Raw genomic sequence first — 17761 nt, forward strand, 5'->3', positions numbered from 1 at the left:
GGCCTTTTCGTATCGGGGAGTTCTACAATATCGTTGCGGGTTTCAAATAAATTTTGGTTCACATCATAGGCTATCGGATTTGTAGGTTATAATAATGGCCGGCATAATCACTTGTTGCGGACAGTGACCGTTCGATTCTCCGCATCGAATTCATAAACAATCGGATAGGCATTCTGCAAGACTTTCATGGCGTTGTCTATGCCGTCTTTCACGCAGATTTTGCCCCACTGGAACCGAGTGTCGGTCGTATGCACGCCATCGAGTTCGATTCGCACGTCGAATGCCCGGCGGAACCTGTCGATCAACTCGGTGAAAGTATGTCCCTTTAAGTTGATATATCCGCTGGTCCAGGAATAATCATCGCGGTCGGCCAGCGACGAGCGGATTAGACGGTTATTTTCCAGCCTGACAGTCTCATCAGGCCGTAACGTTATTCTCTCACCCGTCTGCTGGCTCCGGACTTCGACACACCCCTGCATCAGAGCCGTTTCAAACAACCCGGCCTCCTTTTCGGCCAATACGTTAAATTTCGTACCCAGAACGCGGACATCGCAGGCGAACGTTTCCACCACGAACGGATGTTTCTCGTCATGCTTTACGTCGAACATAGCCTCGCCCGAAATCCGGACTGTACGTTCCCGGCTGACAAAAGCGACCGGATATTCCAGCGTCGTGCGGGCATTGAGCCAGACGGAAGTGCCGTCCGCAAGTGTCAACTGCATCGGAGCATCCTGCGTCGTAAGCGTCTGTATTGTGTCGCCTATCGACAGACGGACATGTCGCGCCGTGAGATAGGAAACTCCGGCGGCAAGAGCCAATGCCGCGGCGGCCACCACTCCCCATCGCCGGAACTGCGACACGAAATCGCGCCGACGATCCTTGACATAGCGGGCATCGATCTCCGGAGCTATAAGCGTCAAAGTCTCCATTTGCCGCCGAATCAAATTCAGCTCCGTTCGGTTCTCGGCAGAAGCCTCCAGCCATGCCGCAATTCGATTCTCTTCCGATGCGGATGTTTCGCATCTGAGGTATTTGTATAAGATTTCCCTGTCCATAGTTATTTTATAGACAGGTGGGAAAGCCGGAATGGACAAAAAATTGCAAATAATGGAAAATAAATATTTTTAATAATCCGAAGAAAGCTGCCGATAAGAATATATCACATTGATATACAGCATAATAATCCTGCATATTGCAAGGTTATCGTCCTCTCTCGACTATGGGTGTCACGACAGAAACAGGAGCATGATAGCCGGAATATAATCTTTCAATGCGATTTTAAGCGCCTGTTTGGCCGAACGAATTTCATATTGCACCTGCCCTTCGGACAATTCGTAAAGAGCTGCGATTTCCCGGTAAGACATGTCTTCGTAGCGATGCGCAACGAAAATACGCCGTGTGCGCTCAGGCATTCGCTCCAACTCATGGCGGATGATGGCGCCGACCTCAGTCATAAGCAACGACTGCGACTCGTCGGCTTCACACGATGCCAAGCTCTGTATAGCAAGACGATAGGCAGTCGAGTGTATGTTATGTTGGACTTGGGACTGCCGGCGATAAGTTTCCAGCCAATTCAAACAACGGTTTTTGACAGCCGTCAGAATATAGGCAGGAACAGAACGTATCTCTGTTGTCGTATGATTCTCCCAATAAGCGACGAAACTGTCCGTCACGATATCCTCGGCTGCCATCCGGTCACGCACATACGATACGGCGATCCGCACGAAATACATCCTGTATTTCGCATAGACCTCCTCGAATCTGTGGGGGGGGGTAACGCTTGTCGACGGCTTATTCATGAATGAATCGGTATAGGGCGTGTGGTAAAGATAGTATTTTTCAAAAAAGCGTCCAAATTTTCAAAACCGGTTTGGGACACAATATATTCCAAAAATAAGATATTGTATGTTCTTTAATCGAATGTGCAATCCTGTTTTCTGCTAAATTTTCCGCTGCAGAGGGAATTTAAAGAGGTTTTATCCCTTCAAATTCTCTATTTCGAAGCGTCCTATATCGAAAATTAAAAAAATTACCTGCCGATATCAGCCCGTTTGCGAGAATCCCTGTATTGTGGTCGATAAATGTTACACCGTGGATACTTATCGACCTTTTCTGTGTTGTAATGCAGGGCCCTGCCAGACGAAGAGCCTGACCTTATATTTGCAACCATTCCGAGGCCCGTTTGGTTACAATGATTCTGTCCATAATATCCGGTGTACCAATGAATGAAAATCTCCGTGTGACAACGCAAAACCGTCAGACATTTTTATTGTGTTTTTCCTTTCTCTGAATGGAACCGCAAGATTGAGGATTTCTCATAGAGAAAAGTCAACGATGATAATCGGCAACCCTCAAATGAGAGATGTTTTCAATTCTGGACAATATATTTCAGGAATCGTAAAAGAAATTCGTTATACCTTATAACTTTTAGTAATTGCCTGTTCGGAAAACTTTTCGTATCTTATGACAGATTATTTGAAATGTGGTATTTTCGTGCAATTAACTGAAAATAAACCGTTGCCTTCTCGTTACTTACACTCCTATACAAAAATATAACGACTTGAATAATCAAGTCGTTACATCCTTTTACCCCCCCCCTTCGGTCCGGTCTCTTTTTCGGATAGGTCGGGACGGCTACCCCACTTGTGCGACCTGTTCCCCCGCACAGGCGCAGCGTTCGTAGAAATCGCGCGCCACGACGATACGGATGGCTTTATGGAGGATCGAAAATTCGAGCGGCGTATGGCCCAGCGGCTCGCCGTCGATTTCGACCGACACCTCGGGCGACGACTCGATGCGGATGCGGCTGCCGCGCTCCTGGAGAATGTGGCGAATGCGGTAAATGCCGCCGTTGAACAGGTAATGGAAGCGGAACAGCAAGTGCCAGAAATGGACCGGGCGGATCAGCGACAGGTCCAGCATGCCGTCGTCGGCGACGGCCGCAGGCAACTGCTGAATGCCTCCGCCGTTGAACTTGCAGATGCCGATCGCGGCCGACAGCAGCAGGTTGTTGTAGACCAGCCGGTCGTCGACCCAGACCTTGATACCGGTAGATTTGTAGCGGAAGAAATTCTTCACCAGACACCATGTATAGCGCCAGCGGCTCCGGTGGCCCTTCTTTTTCAGGTGCGAAAGTTTGCGCACGACATGCGCGTCGAATCCCGCTCCGGCGACATTGGCCATATAGCGGCTCTGGCGGTAGTGCGACTCTTCGTAGGAGACTACCCCGACATCCTGCAGGAAAGAATAACCTTCGCTGATGGCTTTCACGGCATCCTGATAGCGGTTCGAGATGCCGAACGTACGGACCCAGTCGTTGCCCGTACCCACGGCCACCACGGCCACGAGCACTTCGTCGGGACACACCTCCTGCTGAATGAACAGGCCGTTCACGACCTCGTGCAGCGTCCCGTCGCCGCCCACGACGATAATGCGGCGGTAGCCTTCGCGCACGGCCGTGACGGTAAGTTCCGTGGCGTGAAACTTATGCTCCGTGAAGACCGGTTCGCAGAGGATATGGGCATCGCGCAGGTGTTTTGAAATCTGCGGAAAATGGTCGAGCCCGCGGCCGCCTCCGGCCACGGGATTGACGATGACGAACCACTTTCCAGGATCGGTGGCCACGCTGAGACTACTTTTCGGGAACGTTGCGCAGCGTGTCGACCAGGAAGTCGTAGAACTTCCCTACCGAAGCGATCTCCACCTTCTCGTCGGGCGAGTGGGGGTAGCAGATCGTCGGGCCGAACGAAATCATATCCAATTTGGGATAGGTGCTGCCGATGATGCCGCATTCCAGTCCCGCATGGATGGCCGTCACGGCGGGCTTCTTACCGTAAAGAGCCTCGTAGGAAGCGGTCATGGCTTTCAAGATCGGCGACTCCATATTAGGGTTCCAGCCGTTGTAAGCCCCCGTGAGTTCGGTCTTGGCCCCGGCCAGCGCAAAGACGGCGGCGATGGCCTCGCCCAGCGCATCTTTCTCGGAATTGACCGAACTGCGCAGCAGGCATTGCAGTTTCACCGTTTTGCCGTCCGACACCACGCGAGCCAGGTTCGTCGAGGTCTGCACCAGTCCGGGCATGGCCATCGACATCTTCTGCACTCCGTCGGGGCAGGCAGCGACGGCCTTGATCAGGTTCGCCGAGACCTCTTTGGGCAGCGTTTCCGCCGGCTTGTCGACCTCTTTGACCTTGATCGACACCGAATCCTCGATACCGGCATATTCGGCCTTGATCGTCTTTTCGTAGGCTTTCAGCGCTTTGGCGAAGGCCTCGTAATCCTTGTTTTTCACCAGCACGACCGCCTCGGCCTCGCGCGGAATGGCGTTCCTCAGGCCGCCGCCGTCCACCGACGCCAGCAGCACGTCGCACGGCGCGGCATTCAAAAAGCGGAACAGCACCTTGTTGGCATTGGCGCGCTGGCAGATGATCTGGATGCCCGAGTGGCCGCCCTTGAGCCCCTTGACATTGATCCTCGCCGCGGTGTAGTTGCGTGCGGGCGCCGGCTCGGCCTTGTAGCGGAAGGTGACGTTGGCGTCGAGTCCCCCGGCGCAGCCCACGTAGAGTTCGCCCTCCTCCTCGGAGTCGAGATTCAGGAGGATATCGCCGTGCAGCAAGCCTTTTTTCAGCCCGTTGGCGCCGTCCATGCCGGTCTCCTCGGTCGCCGTAAACAACGCCTCTACCGGGCCGTGTTTCAGCGTTTTGTCCTCCAGCACCGCAAGTATCGCTGCAACTCCGATTCCGTTGTCGGCCCCAAGCGTCGTGCCGTCGGCCGTCACCCAGTCGCCGTCGATGTAAGCGTCGACGGGGTCCTTCGTAAAATCGAATTTCTTGTCGTTGTTCTTCTGCGGAACCATGTCGAGGTGGGCCTGCAGGATCACGCCCTTGCGGTTCTCCATCCCCTTCGAAGCGGGTTTCGAGACGTAGACGTTGTGCGCCGAATCCTCCTTGCATTCGAGGCCCTGCGAACGGGCGAAGTCGAGTACGTATTTGCGGATTTTCTCCTCGTGGGACGAGGGGCGCGGAATGCGGACGATCTCCGCGAAATGCTTCCAGACGAGCGCCGGTTTCAGCGCAGCCAAATTACGATCCATAATATTGAAGTTTAATAGTTATATCTTTCAAATCCGGTTCTTTTACCGATATTCCATATCCGACCGCCGTTATCGCAGCCCCGGGACGCGTTTACATGCCTGCCCCACCCCGGCCCTCCCTCGGGGAGGGAAATGGCGTCCGCTCCGGACAGGCAGCCGATCAGCGGTCTCCGGCCTCGTCCTTTTCGACACTTTTGTCGAAGGCTTCGACGATGTGTTTCACGAGCGGGTGGCGGACGATGTCGCGTTTGTCGAACTCCACGATGCCGATGCCGCCGACACCCCGCAGAATCTCCATCGTGCGCACCAGACCGCTGTCCGACTTGCGCGGCAGGTCGATCTGCGTCACGTCGCCCGTGACGATGAACTTCGCACTGCGCCCCATGCGCGTGAGGAACATCTTGATCTGCGACAGGGTGGTGTTCTGCGCCTCGTCGAGAATCACGAACGCATTGTCGAGCGTACGGCCGCGCATAAAGGCCAGCGGCGCGATCTGCACGGTTCCCTCTTCGAGGAACTTTTGCAGTTTCACGGGCGGGATCATGTCGTTCAGGGCGTCGTACAGCGGTTGCAGGTAAGGGTCGAGCTTCTCCTTCATGTCGCCGGGCAGGAAACCCAGTTTTTCGCCCGCCTCGACAGCCGGACGCGTGAGGATGATACGCCGCACCTGTTTCTCTTTCAGCGCCCGGACAGCCAGCGCAATGGCCGTATAGGTCTTACCCGAGCCGGCAGGCCCCACGGCGAACAGCAGGTCGTTCTTGTCGTAGAGTTTGACGAGCCGCTGCTGGTTGACGGTCCGGGCGCGGACGATGTTGCCGTTGTTGCCGTAGACGATCACGTCCTTGTCGACCGGGGCGTCGTTCTGGGCGATGCCGCCCGAAAAGCCCCCCGAGAAACACTGGTCGATGACCTGCGCCGAGATGTGCCCGTACTTGAGGTAATAGGCAGCAAGGCCCTCCATACGCTTGGCGAAACGCACCGTGTCGGCCTCGGGGCCGAGAACCTTGAGCGACTGTCCGCGCGCCACGATCTTCAGCGTGGGATACAGCGATTTGATCTGTTCGAGATAGGCGTTCTGCACCCCGTAAAGTTCGCGGGGATCGACGCCTTCGAGTGTGATTTCTTTTCCGACAGCTTCTGTCATAGGTTAAAACAAATATCCGAAGCTAAGCGCAACATTGTAAGTACGAAGTTTGTCGAGCTGCCGTCCGTCGGGCAACAGCACGTCGTGTTTCGAGCGGAACTGGCCGTTGTAGCGCAGGTCGATCAGCAGGTGGCGGATCAATACGACCCCGGCGCCCACCGTATAGGAAACCGACGGACGCACGCGCCCGAAATCCAGCAGGTCGCCGCCCGACTTCTGCTTGGAGTCGTTCATCACCGTGAAGACCGGACCGGCGTAGATGCGCACAGGATGAAGCAGACGGAATGACGCCAGGACGGGCACGTCGATCGAGTTCGATTTGAGGTTGATCTCCTTCTCGCCTTCGGGACGAATGCGGAGACCCTGGCGGACGTAGAGGATCTGCGGTTCGACGGCGAAGGCCCCGAAGTTGACGGCTGTGACGATACCGGCCTGCCAGCCCAGTTTGTTCTTTACGTCGGTGGCGTCCATGTTGGTCGAGTAATCGGGGATGTTGATACCGCCGATCACGCCCCACTCCACCCGGGTGCGGGGACGCTGTGCGGCGGCACTCGCCGCCACGGCAACCAAAAGCAGGGTTAATAATACTTTGCGCATTACAGCAATTTTTAATTTTTAATTCTCAATCGGAAGGAGGCCCAGAGCATGTAGCCGATGCACGCGGCGACGAACAGCATGCCCAGATGCGGGTTGCCCGAAGCGCGGATGACCGCACCGCAGACAGGCCCCGAGACGGCTCCGGCGGAGATGGCCATGATCATCAGCCCGGCCACTCCGTTGGCATTCTCCGGAACGGCTTTGGTGGCGACGGCATAGAACGTAGCGAAGACGCACGCCATGGCGAACCCCAGCAGGCCCACGGCGGCATAGATGGCCGCTTCGTTGCGCACGAACAGCAGCGCGACGCACAACGCCAGCGCCCCGGCCATGTTCCAGCTCAGGTACTTCACGTCGGAGACCTTCACCAGTACCCAGGCCCCGATAAGCGTACCGACGATGCGGCAGGCGTAGAACCCCGTGGTCGTGAGGATCGACGAAGGGTTGTCGATCAGCCGCACCGAGAGGAAACCAATACCCACATCGGCAGCGATGAACGCGGCCACGCCCAGCGTCGAGAGCAGCACGGCCCGGTTTTTCAGCAGGCGGAAGCAGTCGGCCAGCCCGGCGGCACGCTCCGGCTGCGCAGGCTCGGGAACCGTCGTCAACTGCAACCAGACGCCCCCGACGACCGTAAGGCCCGCATAGATCGGCAACAGAAGCCGCCACGACCCTGTCAAGGCCACCAGTCCCGTGACGATGGGCGCCAGCAGGAGCAGCGAAGTGTTGCGGAAAATCTGCCCCACGGTGAGGTAGCTGGTCATCCGCTCGCCGGGAACGATGGTCGCCAGCAGCGGGTTGACGGCCACCTGGATCGCCGTATTGCCGATACCCAGCAGCCCGAAGCCGGCGAAATACCAGCCCAGGGCGCAGTCCGCGCCTGCGGCATAGGGAACCATGAGGCCCGCGATCGTGAAGCCGTAGCCCAAGAGCGCCGTAGTCTTGCGCCCCCAACGGTTCATCAGCGCAGCGACCGGAGTCGAAAGCACCAGAAACCAGAGGAAAACCATCGTCGGCAGGAAGCTCACGGCAGCCTGCTGTCCGGGCGGGAACTCGGCGGCGATGCGGCCCGTGATCGGGGCCACCATGTCGCAGAATCCCATGATGAAAAAGCCCGCAAGCACGGGCCCGAGCAATCGTTTATCTACTTTGTCTACGCTCATCCGAGGCGAAATTTCCTGTTCCAAATTTTTCAAAGTTACATTTTTTTCCGCAAAAACCGAGTTTCGGGCGGCTATTATTTCACATCTCCTGCTCCGCCGAACACAACAAATGCGACTCAATGAACAAAAAGCGTGCGAGATACGCAGGCCGCCGAAATATGGCGCAGCCCTGAAAAAGCGACCTTCGCACCGGCAGGCAGGCCGCGACGGCAACAAAACCCGGCGCACCGTTTGGATATAAACGCAGATTTCATTATATTTGTCTAAATACAACCGAATAATTCGATGCTTCTATTCTCGCACATAAACCTGACGCTGCCGCTCGAGGACCCGATCCTGAAGTTCCTGCTGATTCTGGTCATCATCCTCGCGGCTCCGCTCCTGCTGAACAAACTCAAAATCCCCTATTTGCTGGGGCTCATCATCGCCGGAGCGGTGATCGGTCCCCACGGCCTCAACCTCGTGCTGCGCGACAGCAGCATCATCCTATCGGGTACGGCCGGCCTCCTGTACATCATGTTCCTCTCGGGACTGGACATGGACATGTCCGATTTCCGCCACAACAGTTGGCGAAGCCTCATCTTCGGACTCTACACCTTCGGCGTACCGCTCACCTTCGGCATCCTGGCCGGCTACTACATCCTCGGGTTCTCGATCTATTCGTCGATCCTGCTCGCAGGACTGTTCGCTTCACAGACACTCATCGCCTACCCCATCGTCAGCAAACTGGGCATCGCCCGCGACAAGGCCGTCACGATCGCCGTCGGCGGCACGGTCATCACCGACACGCTGGCCCTGCTGCTGCTCACCGTGATCGTCGGCATGGCCACGGGCAACGTCGACGACATGTTCTGGTGGCGGCTCGCGGGTTCCGTGACGCTCTGCATCGCCATCATCATCTTCCTGTTTCCGCTGCTGGCCCACTGGTTCTTCAAGCAGGTCAGCGACAACGTATCGCAGTACATTTTCGTGCTGGTGATGGTCTTCCTGGGCGCTTACCTCGCCCACCTCGCAGGGCTGGAGCCGATCATCGGCGCATTCCTCTCGGGACTGGCCCTCAACCGGCTGATCCCCCGCACATCGCCGCTGATGAACCGCATCGAGTTCGTCGGCAACGCCATCTTCATTCCCTTTTTCCTGATCGGCGTGGGCATGCTGATCGACTACCGGGCGTTCTTCCGCGACTGGGAGAGCCTCGAAGTGGCGGCGATCATGATCGTGCTGATCACAGCAGCGAAATTCATCGCCGCATGGCTCACGCAGAAGACCTTCCGCCTCTCGCCCGACCAGCGGACCGTCATCTTCGGCCTGAGTTCGGCCCACGTAGCCGCGACGCTCGCCGCCGTGATGGTCGGCTACAACATCATCCTGGGCCATACGCCCGACGGGGAGCCGATCCGCCTGCTGAACGAAAGCGTGCTCAACGGCACGATCCTGATGATCCTGGCGACCTGCACCGTGTCGACCTTCGCCACGCAGCGCGGCGCCCACAACATCGCCATCCGTAACACGCAGGACCACGAGGATAAAGCCCCCAGGCAGGAGGACCATATCCTGATCCCCGTGGCCGACGAACGTACGGCCAACGAACTGGTGTGGCTGAGTTCGATGCTCAAGCGCGCCAAGGAGCCCAACGGGCTTTACGCCCTGCACGCCATCGACAACAAGGCCGAAGACCCGAACCTCGAAAAACGCGCCCAGAAAGTCCTCGACGTAGCAGCTACGGCGGCGGCCTCGGGCGACATCTACCTGCAGGAGCTGATGCGCTACGACGTGAACATCTCCAACGCCATCGTCAGCGTCGTCCGCGAACGCAACATTACCGACATCGTGATGGGTATGCACCATGCATCACAGGCCGGGCCGACCCTAACGGGCATCCCCGGGACATCGGGCCCCGGCATCGGCAAGATGGCCGCCGACGTACTGGCGCAGAGCAACGTCACGACCTTCATGTACAACCCCATGCAGCCGCTGAACACCATCAAACGCCACCTGATCGTCGTGCCCGAGAAGGCCGAGCAAGAGGCGGGATTCCAGATGTGGCAGCGCCGCATCCGCCTCCTGGCCGAAAACTCGGGGGCCAAAATCGTCGTCTTCGCCCCGGAAGCGACGCTGGAATACCTGCGTCCCAAAGGGCGCAAACGCCCGGCGAACATCGACTTCGTACCCTTCGCGCAGTGGGACGACCTGCCGTCGCTCGAACACGACATGCGTGCCGACGACTGCCTGTGGTTCGTGATGAGCCGCCGCGACCGGGTTTCGTACAACCCCGTGATGAGCCGCATCCCAGCCTATCTCGAACACTTTTTCGCCGGGTACAGTTCCGTGCTGCTCTACCCCGTGCAGGCGGGCGACACCGAGAGCCGATATATCTGACGGACGGATGTAAAAAACGCGAAAAAATTTTTCTGCTCGCGGATTTGCGCTATCTTTGCAAATAATTCGCCCGGTCGGCATTGAGGCCGAAAACCCGGCTGCGATACGACAAGCCCCGTCCCCAGAGGAGGGCCAGGCAGGCAAATGCCCCAGAAACCGCAACTGCGGCGGGCGAAGCGGCCAAACAGAGCGAACAACAGAAAAATAAGAAAAAGATAAGATATGAGCCTTGTAGCAATCGTAGGCCGTCCGAACGTCGGCAAAAGCACCCTTTTCAACCGCCTCGTGGGCGAGCGGAAGGCCATCGTCGATGCGACGGCCGGAACCACCCGCGACCGCCATTACGGCAAGACCGACTGGAACGGCAAGGAGTTTTCGATCATCGACACGGGCGGTTACACTGTTAACTCGGAGGATATTTTCGAAGACGAAATCCGCCGCCAGGTGCTGCTGGCCATCGACGAAGCGGACGTAATCCTCTTCCTCGTGGAGGTAAGGACCGGTATCACCGACCTCGACATGCTGATGGCCGACATCCTGCGCCGCACCTCGAAGAAGGTAATTCTCGTCTGCAACAAGGTCGACAACAACGACCAGATTTACTCCTCGCACGAGTTCTACGCGCTGGGACTGGGCGATCCTTACTGCATCAGTTCGATGTCGGGAAGCGGCACGGGCGACCTGATGGACGCCATCCTGGCCGCGCTTCCCGTGGAGACGCTTGCCGAAGAGGACGAAGACCTGCCCCACATCACCATCGTAGGCCGCCCGAACGTCGGCAAGTCGTCGCTCACGAACGCCCTGCTGGGCGAAGAGCGCAACATCGTGACCTCGATCGCCGGGACCACCCGCGACTCGATCCACACGCGCTACAACAAATTCGGCATGGATTTCTACCTCGTGGACACCGCCGGCATGCGCAAGAAGGGCAAAACGATGGAAGACCTCGAATTCTACTCGGTGATGCGCTCAATCCGCGCCATCGAAAATTCGGACGTATGCATCCTGATGATCGACGCGCAGCAAGGCCTCGAATCGCAGGACCTGAACATCCACAACCTGATCGTCCGCAACCGCAAAGGATGCGTGATCGTGGTCAACAAATGGGACCTGATCGAAAAGGAGACCAATACGATGAAGGAGTGGACCGAGTTCCTCAAAAGAAAGCTCGCGCCGTTCAACGACATTCCGATCATCTTCACCTCGGTGATGAACAAACAGCGCATCTTCGACGTACTGCAAACCGCCATCCGCGTCTACCAGTCGCGCAAGCGCCGCATTTCGACCTCGGAACTCAACGACTACATGCTGCCGCTGATCGAGAATTACCCGCCCCCCGCAACCAAGGGCAAATATATCAAGATCAAGTATGTGACCCAGTTACCGACGCCGACGCCGCAGTTTGCGTTCTTCGTCAACCTGCCGCAATACATCAAGGAGCCTTACCGTCGTTTCCTCGAAAACAACATGCGCGACCACTGGGATTTTTCGGGCGTTCCGATGCAAATCTATTTCCGGCAGAAGTAAGGTTTCGGACGGACGCACAACTCCCAACGGCTTGCAGACCCGAAAAATCCGGCACTGACAACCACCCCAAACCCCTCCTTGACAGGAGGGGCTTTTGTTACGGGCGTTCCGATGCAAATCTATTTCCGACAGAAGTAAGGTTTCGGACGGACGCACAACTCCCAACGGCTTGCAGACCCGAAAAATCCGGTACTGACAACCACCCCAAACCCCTCCTTGACAGGAGGGGCTTTTGTTACGGGTGTTCCGATGCAAATCTATTTCCGGCAAAAGTAAGGTTTCGGACGATAGTCAAAGCATAGCCCATAGAAAAAGCCCCTCGGATTGAGGGGCTTTTTCTATGCCGTCTTGCGTCGTTCGAGCAGCCGCCGGGCCGTATCGGAGAGCAGGACCACGACGCCTGCCAGGATGGCCGTATCCTTGATTACGAGCCTGCCCGCGCCCGAAAGGAGCGGAAACCCGAACTCGCCGCTGCCCAGGTCGGGAACCCAGACTTCGGGGGTGGTCGCCAGGAACGAGAGGGTTCCGAGCGTCATCACGATAGCCAGCAGTTCGCCGACCAGTCCCACGCGCGCCGAAAAGAAGCCGAAAAAGGTCAAGATGCCGATCGACATGATCAGGATGCCCAGCCCGTGCGAGAATCCGTAGGTGTTGTTCCGCTCGTGCCATTCGTGTTTGGCAGGATCGAAACTGCCTTCGGGCAGCTTGTACTGCTTGTACTCGGGAGCTTTACTGTTGTAGAAGAAACTCATGAAGGGGCTGTTGGCCACAAAGGGCACGATGCCTTCGGCTTCGTAGTTCCAGAATTTGAGTCCGCCGATCCAGACGAAGATTACCAGGATAGCAACCCGGATCATACCGAGTCCCAGCCGCTGCGAGCCGGCAGCGATTTTCAGAAAGCCGTAAAACAGGCCGGAGAGTTTTTGCATCATCGTTATTGGGTTTTTAGTGTTTCGATGGTGCAAAGTTCGGCATTTCAGGCCTGCGGCACGATAGCAGGACCGCCGGAAATATTGGCGATTATTCCCGTTGCGCCCGACGGCGGAAATCGGTGATGCTTTCGCCGTTCATCTTGGCGAAAAAACGGCTGAACGCCGCCGTATCCTCGTAACCGAGCAGGTAGGCGACCTCCTTGGCGCTTTTGTCGGTATAAAGCAACAGGCGCCGCGCCTCAGCATTCACACGGTCGTGGATGACGCTCAGCGGCGACGGGCGGCCGCAGGCGGCGAAGAGGTTGGAAAGGGTCTTGGGCGAGCGGTGCAGGAGTTCGGCGTAATCCTGTACGCGGCGGCGGGTGCGGAAATGTTCGTCGACAAGCACATAGAAACGACGCACGATGTCGAACAACTGCTCCTGCGGACCGTCGACCCCGAGATGCTCGCGCGCGGCGCGCGTACATACGATAATAAAACGTTTCAACTGCATGCGAAGCATCTCTTCGCGCAGTCCGTCGTCCACTTCGTACTCGGTGCACAATTCGTCGACGATGCGTCCGAGGGCCTCCTGCCGTTCGGCGGAAAGCACCAGCCGCAGCGGTTCGGAAGAGCCGTTGAACAGCAGGCCGTTGCACGAAACTTCACCGTCGTGGCCGAAGATGCAGTAGAAATTGCTGTCGAAAAGCAGCGAAAGGCATTCGCCGTCGGAACGAACGTTGCCCAGGCGGTGGAGGGGCGTCAGCGATATGATCTCCCCCGCAGCAAGCCGCATCGGGACATGGTCGACCTCCAACGACAGGCTGCCCTGCCGCACCCAGAGGAATTTGTAGAGGTCGGAGCGGTGGATCGGTTCCGCATCGCGAAGGTCCCGGCACAAAACGAGATTGCCCTTCAAAGGAGTGCTGAATGCTATATTCATATTCCAAAGATAACACCTGAAAGCGAAAACCCTGCACAAAAGCCGAAAAAACCGGGTTCCGAATTTCGATCTGCCCGGGCATGATTTTGGCTATTATCAGTTTTTGTTATGCTGCCATCAATATTATTAATTTGTTTATCAGTAAATTATATTATACATTTACAAGAAGAAATTCTGCTCTAACCAAATAAAAAAAATTATGGACAAAAAGAAACTGACAGCCGAAAACGGCCGGCCGATCGCCGACAACCAGAACATTCAGACAGCAGGCGTCCGCGGCCCCGTGACGCTGCAGGATCCGTGGTTCCTCGAAAAACTCGCCCATTTCGACCGCGAGGTCATTCCCGAACGCCGCATGCACGCCAAAGGCTCCGGCGCATTCGGGACCTTCACGGTCACACAGGACATCACCCGATACACCCGTGCATCGATCTTCGCCCAAGTAGGCAAGAAGACCGAGTGCTTCGTGCGGTTCTCGACCGTGGCCGGAGAGCGCGGCGCGGCAGACGCCGAGCGTGACATCCGCGGCTTCGCGATGAAGTTCTACACCGACGCGGGCAACTGGGACCTCGTGGGCAACAACACCCCCGTGTTCTTCCTGCGCGACCCGCTGAAATTCCCCGACCTGAACCATGCCGTGAAACGCGATCCGCGCACCAACCTGCGCTCGGCCAACAACAACTGGGACTTCTGGACACTGCTACCCGAAGCACTCCACCAGGTGACGATCACCATGTCGCCGCGCGGCATTCCGGCCTCTTACCGCCACATGCACGGATTCGGAAGCCACACGTACAGCTTCTACGACAAGGACAACCGGCGCACGTGGGTGAAGTTCCACCTCACGACCCAGCAGGGCATCAAAAACCTGACGGACGCGGAGGCCGAAGCCCTCGTGGGCAAGGACCGCGAATCGCACCAGCGCGACCTCTACGACGCCATCGAGCGCGGCGATTTCCCGCGCTGGACGATGTACGTGCAACTGATGACCGAGGAGGAGGCCCGCAACTACAAGCTCAATCCGTTCGACCTGACGAAGGTGTGGTATCACAAGGATTTCCCGCTGCACGAGGTCGGCGTCCTGGAGCTCAACCGCAATCCGGAGAACTACTATGCGGATGTCGAACAGTCGGCATTCAACCCGATGAACATCGTCGAGGGCATCGGCTTCTCGCCCGACAAGATGTTGCAGGGGCGTCTGTTCTCCTACGGCGACGCACAGCGTTACCGGCTGGGCGTAAACCACACGGAAATTCCCGTGAACAAACCCCGCTGTCCGTTCCACGCCTTCCACCGCGACGGGCAGATGCGCACCGACGGCAACTACGGTTCGGCCAAGGGTTACGAGCCCAACAGTTACGGCGAATGGCAGGACAATCCCGCCCTCAAGGAGCCGCCCCTGGCCGTGAACGGCGACGTGTACAACTACGACGAGCGCGAACTCGACAGCGACTACTTCACCCAGCCCGGCCTGCTGTGGCGCGTAATGTCGCCCGAAGACCAGAAGGCGACCTGCGAAAATACGGGCCGCGCCATGGGCGACGCCGAGTTGTTCATCAAGCAGCGCCACGTGCGCCACTGCTACTACGCCGATCCGGCCTACGGCAAAGGCGTGGCCGAAGCCCTCGGGATTTCGCTCGAAGAGGCCCTCGAGGCCGAGGACCCTGCGCATCCCTCGTGGGACCCGCGCCGGCATTAAAAAGACCCACCCTGCCGGGAGGCCAGCCCTTCGGGCCGGGGCCGGCAAACAAAAATCCCCGAAACTGCACAGTTTCGGGGATTTTTTATCGGGCCAGAATTATCGTTTCGCCGTTTTCCGAAAGATCCAACGCGCCCGGATCACCTCGAAAACAGCCGGCAGGACCGAGACGAAAACAATCGCCACGATGAGCAGTTCGAGATTGCGCTGTACGAACGGCAGATCGCCGAAGAAATAACCCGCACAACAGAAAAGCAGCACCCATGCCGCTCCGCCGGCGACATTGTAGGCCATGAAATAGGTGTAGTGCATTTTTCCCATTCCGGCCACGAACGGCGCAAACGTGCGGACGATGGGCACGAAGCGGGCGAGAATAATAGTTTTGCCGCCGTACTTCTTATAAAACTCATGCGTTTTGTCGAGGTAGCCCTGCTTGAATATCCGGGAATCGGGATTGCTGAAAAGCCGCGTTCCGAAGAAATGGCCGATCATATAGTTGCACGAATCCCCCAACACGGCGGCGACGAAAACGACGAGAATCAGCATCGGCAGGGTGATCGGTATGCCGGGCAGCGCCGCAATGGCCCCCGCGACGAACAACAACGAATCGCCCGGCAGGAAAGGCGTGACCACCAGTCCCGTTTCACAGAAAATGATCAGGAACAGGATGGCATACGTCCACATATGATATTCCTGTACGATACCGATCATATACTGGTCGATATGCAGGATAAAATCAATTACAAAATCCATCGCTGCCCAGTTTACAAACACCTCGCCCGATTCCGGCGTCCGGCACTACTTTTACCCCGCGAAATACGACCTCAGACATCCCGGCTACGCCTGCGGAGCCCCTCCGCCGTTCTGCGGCTCTCCGCCCTGCGGCTTATTGCCGCGGCCCCGGTTACGGCCCCCGCGGTGGCGGCGGCGGTCACGCGTACCGCGGTTGCCTTCGCCGCGGCCCGAAGCATGGTCGCTGTCCGGCGAAGCGGGTTGTGCGGCGGCAGGTTGTGCACCAGCCGGACGCTCGCTGCGACGGTCGCGGTCATTGCGCCCCGAACGGTCGTTCCGTCCGCCGCGGCCCCGGCCGGAACCGCCTCCCGAACCGGGACGGCCCCCGCGGCCACGTCCGAAGCGAGCACGATTCTCGTCGGGAGCATATTTCGGCCCTGCGCCCACGCTTTCGGGCAGGTCGGCCTTGCGGATATCCCGTTCGATGAATTTTTCGATCTGGTGGAACTTGCCCTGTTCCTCTTCGTTGACGAAGGTCACAGCGCTGCCCGTAGCCGCCGCGCGGGCCGTACGGCCGATGCGGTGGATATAGTCTTCGGGATCGTGCGGCACGTCGTAGTTGAGCACCAGGCCGATGTCCTCGATATCGATGCCTCGGGCGACGATGTCCGTAGCCACGAGAATCTTGACCTTGTTATTCTTGAAATTGAGCATCACCTCCTCGCGCTGGGCCTGCTCCAGGTCGGAGTGCATGGCCGCAACGTCGAGCTGCATGCGCTTGAGCGTATGGGCCAGCTCCTTGACCTTGAGTTTCGACGACGAGAAAATGATCGTCTTCGAATCGGTCGGTTCGGCGAACAGCTCGCGGATAATACCCAGTTTCTGGCTCTCATAGCAGATGTAAGCCGACTGGTCAATGGCCTCGTTCGGCTTCGAGATGGCGATGTTGACCTCCGCAGGGTTGCGCAGGATGGTTTTAGCCAGTTCGCGGATTTTCGGGGGCAGCGTCGCCGAGAACATGATCGTCTGCCGATCGGAGGGCATGTACGAAATGATCTTCATGATGTCGTCGCTGAAACCCATGTCGAGCATACGGTCGGCCTCGTCGAGAATCAGGTACTCGACGTGCGAAAGGTCGACGCCGCTGTTCTGCAGGTGGGCGATCATGCGGCCCGGGGTGGCGATCACCACGTCGGAACCCTGCAACATGCCGTTTTTCTGGACATCCCATCCTTTGCCGTCGCCGCCGCCGTAAACCACGGTCGTCGAAAGGGGCGCATAATAGGAAAAACCCTGGAACTGCTGGTCGATCTGCTGCGCCAGCTCGCGCGTCGGCACGATGATCAGCGACTTGACGACATTGTCGGGGTTGCCGTCGAGTAAAAGTTTATTGAGCAGCGGCAGCGTATAAGCCGCCGTCTTTCCCGTGCCGGTCTGGGCGCAGCCGATAATGTCGCGGCCCTCCAGGATCACCGGAATCGTGTGCTCCTGCACGGGAGTCATCTCGTGGAAATTCATATCCTCAAGGCCGTCGAGGATTTCATCCTCCAGGTCGAGTTCGTCAAAACGCATAACTT

Annotated in this window: 14 protein-coding genes; 3 read left to right on the top strand and 11 right to left on the bottom strand. The window is 57.6% G+C overall.

What is annotated here, in order from left to right; translation table 11 throughout:
* Nucleotides 1-107 precede the first annotated feature (107 nt).
* From I2E69_RS00880 to I2E69_RS00910, 7 genes are all read right to left on the bottom strand, one after another.
* Nucleotides 108-929, bottom strand: coding sequence for a FecR family protein (locus I2E69_RS00880; protein ID WP_195458265.1), 822 nt, complete (start codon nt 927-929; stop codon nt 108-110).
* A gap of 297 nt (nt 930-1226) precedes the next feature.
* Nucleotides 1227-1799, bottom strand: a complete 573-nt coding sequence (locus I2E69_RS00885) for an RNA polymerase sigma-70 factor (RefSeq protein ID WP_195458266.1) — start codon at nt 1797-1799, stop codon at nt 1227-1229.
* 835 nt (nt 1800-2634) lie between these two features.
* Nucleotides 2635-3624 carry a diacylglycerol/lipid kinase family protein gene (locus tag I2E69_RS00890; RefSeq protein WP_195458267.1) on the bottom strand — a complete coding sequence of 330 codons (990 nt, stop codon included), beginning with the start codon at nt 3622-3624 and terminating at the stop codon, nt 2635-2637.
* A gap of 7 nt (nt 3625-3631) precedes the next feature.
* Nucleotides 3632-5089 carry an aminoacyl-histidine dipeptidase gene (locus I2E69_RS00895; RefSeq protein WP_195458268.1) on the bottom strand — a complete coding sequence of 486 codons (1458 nt, stop codon included), beginning with the start codon at nt 5087-5089 and terminating at the stop codon, nt 3632-3634.
* A 160-nt stretch (nt 5090-5249) separates the two neighbouring features.
* Nucleotides 5250-6233 carry a PhoH family protein gene (locus tag I2E69_RS00900; protein WP_195458269.1) on the bottom strand — a complete coding sequence of 328 codons (984 nt, stop codon included), beginning with the start codon at nt 6231-6233 and terminating at the stop codon, nt 5250-5252.
* 3 nt (nt 6234-6236) lie between these two features.
* Nucleotides 6237-6830, bottom strand: coding sequence for a porin family protein (locus I2E69_RS00905; protein WP_195458270.1), 594 nt, complete (start codon nt 6828-6830; stop codon nt 6237-6239).
* Nucleotides 6831-6841: 11 nt separating this feature from the next.
* Complete coding sequence (locus I2E69_RS00910) at nt 6842-7993, bottom strand: MFS transporter (RefSeq protein WP_195458271.1); 1152 nt, start codon at nt 7991-7993, stop codon at nt 6842-6844.
* Nucleotides 7994-8278: 285 nt separating this feature from the next.
* Here I2E69_RS00910 and I2E69_RS00915 point away from each other — a divergent pair, with 285 nt between their 5' ends.
* Together I2E69_RS00915 and der are read left to right on the top strand one after the other, a co-directional pair.
* Nucleotides 8279-10372 (top strand): cation:proton antiporter, encoded by a 2094-nt coding sequence (locus I2E69_RS00915; protein WP_195458272.1) that lies wholly within the window; start codon nt 8279-8281, stop codon nt 10370-10372.
* A 222-nt stretch (nt 10373-10594) separates the two neighbouring features.
* Nucleotides 10595-11899 carry a ribosome biogenesis GTPase Der gene (der, locus tag I2E69_RS00920; RefSeq protein WP_195458273.1) on the top strand — a complete coding sequence of 435 codons (1305 nt, stop codon included), beginning with the start codon at nt 10595-10597 and terminating at the stop codon, nt 11897-11899.
* Nucleotides 11900-12237: 338 nt separating this feature from the next.
* Here der and I2E69_RS00925 read toward each other — a convergent pair whose 3' ends face one another.
* A complete protein-coding gene (locus I2E69_RS00925; protein WP_410489079.1) occupies nt 12238-12831 on the bottom strand; it encodes a DUF417 family protein in 594 nt (197 codons plus the stop codon).
* Nucleotides 12832-12919: 88 nt separating this feature from the next.
* Complete coding sequence (locus I2E69_RS00930; RefSeq protein ID WP_195458274.1) at nt 12920-13753, bottom strand: AraC family transcriptional regulator; 834 nt, start codon at nt 13751-13753, stop codon at nt 12920-12922.
* A 199-nt stretch (nt 13754-13952) separates the two neighbouring features.
* On the opposite strand from I2E69_RS00930, the gene I2E69_RS00935 reads away from it, so the two are divergent.
* Nucleotides 13953-15452 carry a catalase gene (locus I2E69_RS00935; protein ID WP_195458275.1) on the top strand — a complete coding sequence of 500 codons (1500 nt, stop codon included), beginning with the start codon at nt 13953-13955 and terminating at the stop codon, nt 15450-15452.
* 99 nt (nt 15453-15551) lie between these two features.
* Here the strand turns inward: I2E69_RS00935 and I2E69_RS00940 are convergent, their stop codons facing one another.
* Both I2E69_RS00940 and I2E69_RS00945 read right to left on the bottom strand, forming a co-directional pair.
* Entirely contained in the window at nt 15552-16205 is a 654-nt protein-coding gene (locus I2E69_RS00940; protein WP_195458276.1) for a DedA family protein, read from the bottom strand.
* 84 nt (nt 16206-16289) lie between these two features.
* Nucleotides 16290-17756 (bottom strand): DEAD/DEAH box helicase, encoded by a 1467-nt coding sequence (locus tag I2E69_RS00945; protein ID WP_195458277.1) that lies wholly within the window; start codon nt 17754-17756, stop codon nt 16290-16292.
* Nucleotides 17757-17761 lie beyond the last annotated feature (5 nt).

The sequence above is a fragment of the Alistipes sp. D31t1_170403_E11 genome (genome assembly GCF_015553985.1).
GTDB classification, from domain to species: Bacteria; Bacteroidota; Bacteroidia; order Bacteroidales; family Rikenellaceae; genus Alistipes; species Alistipes montrealensis.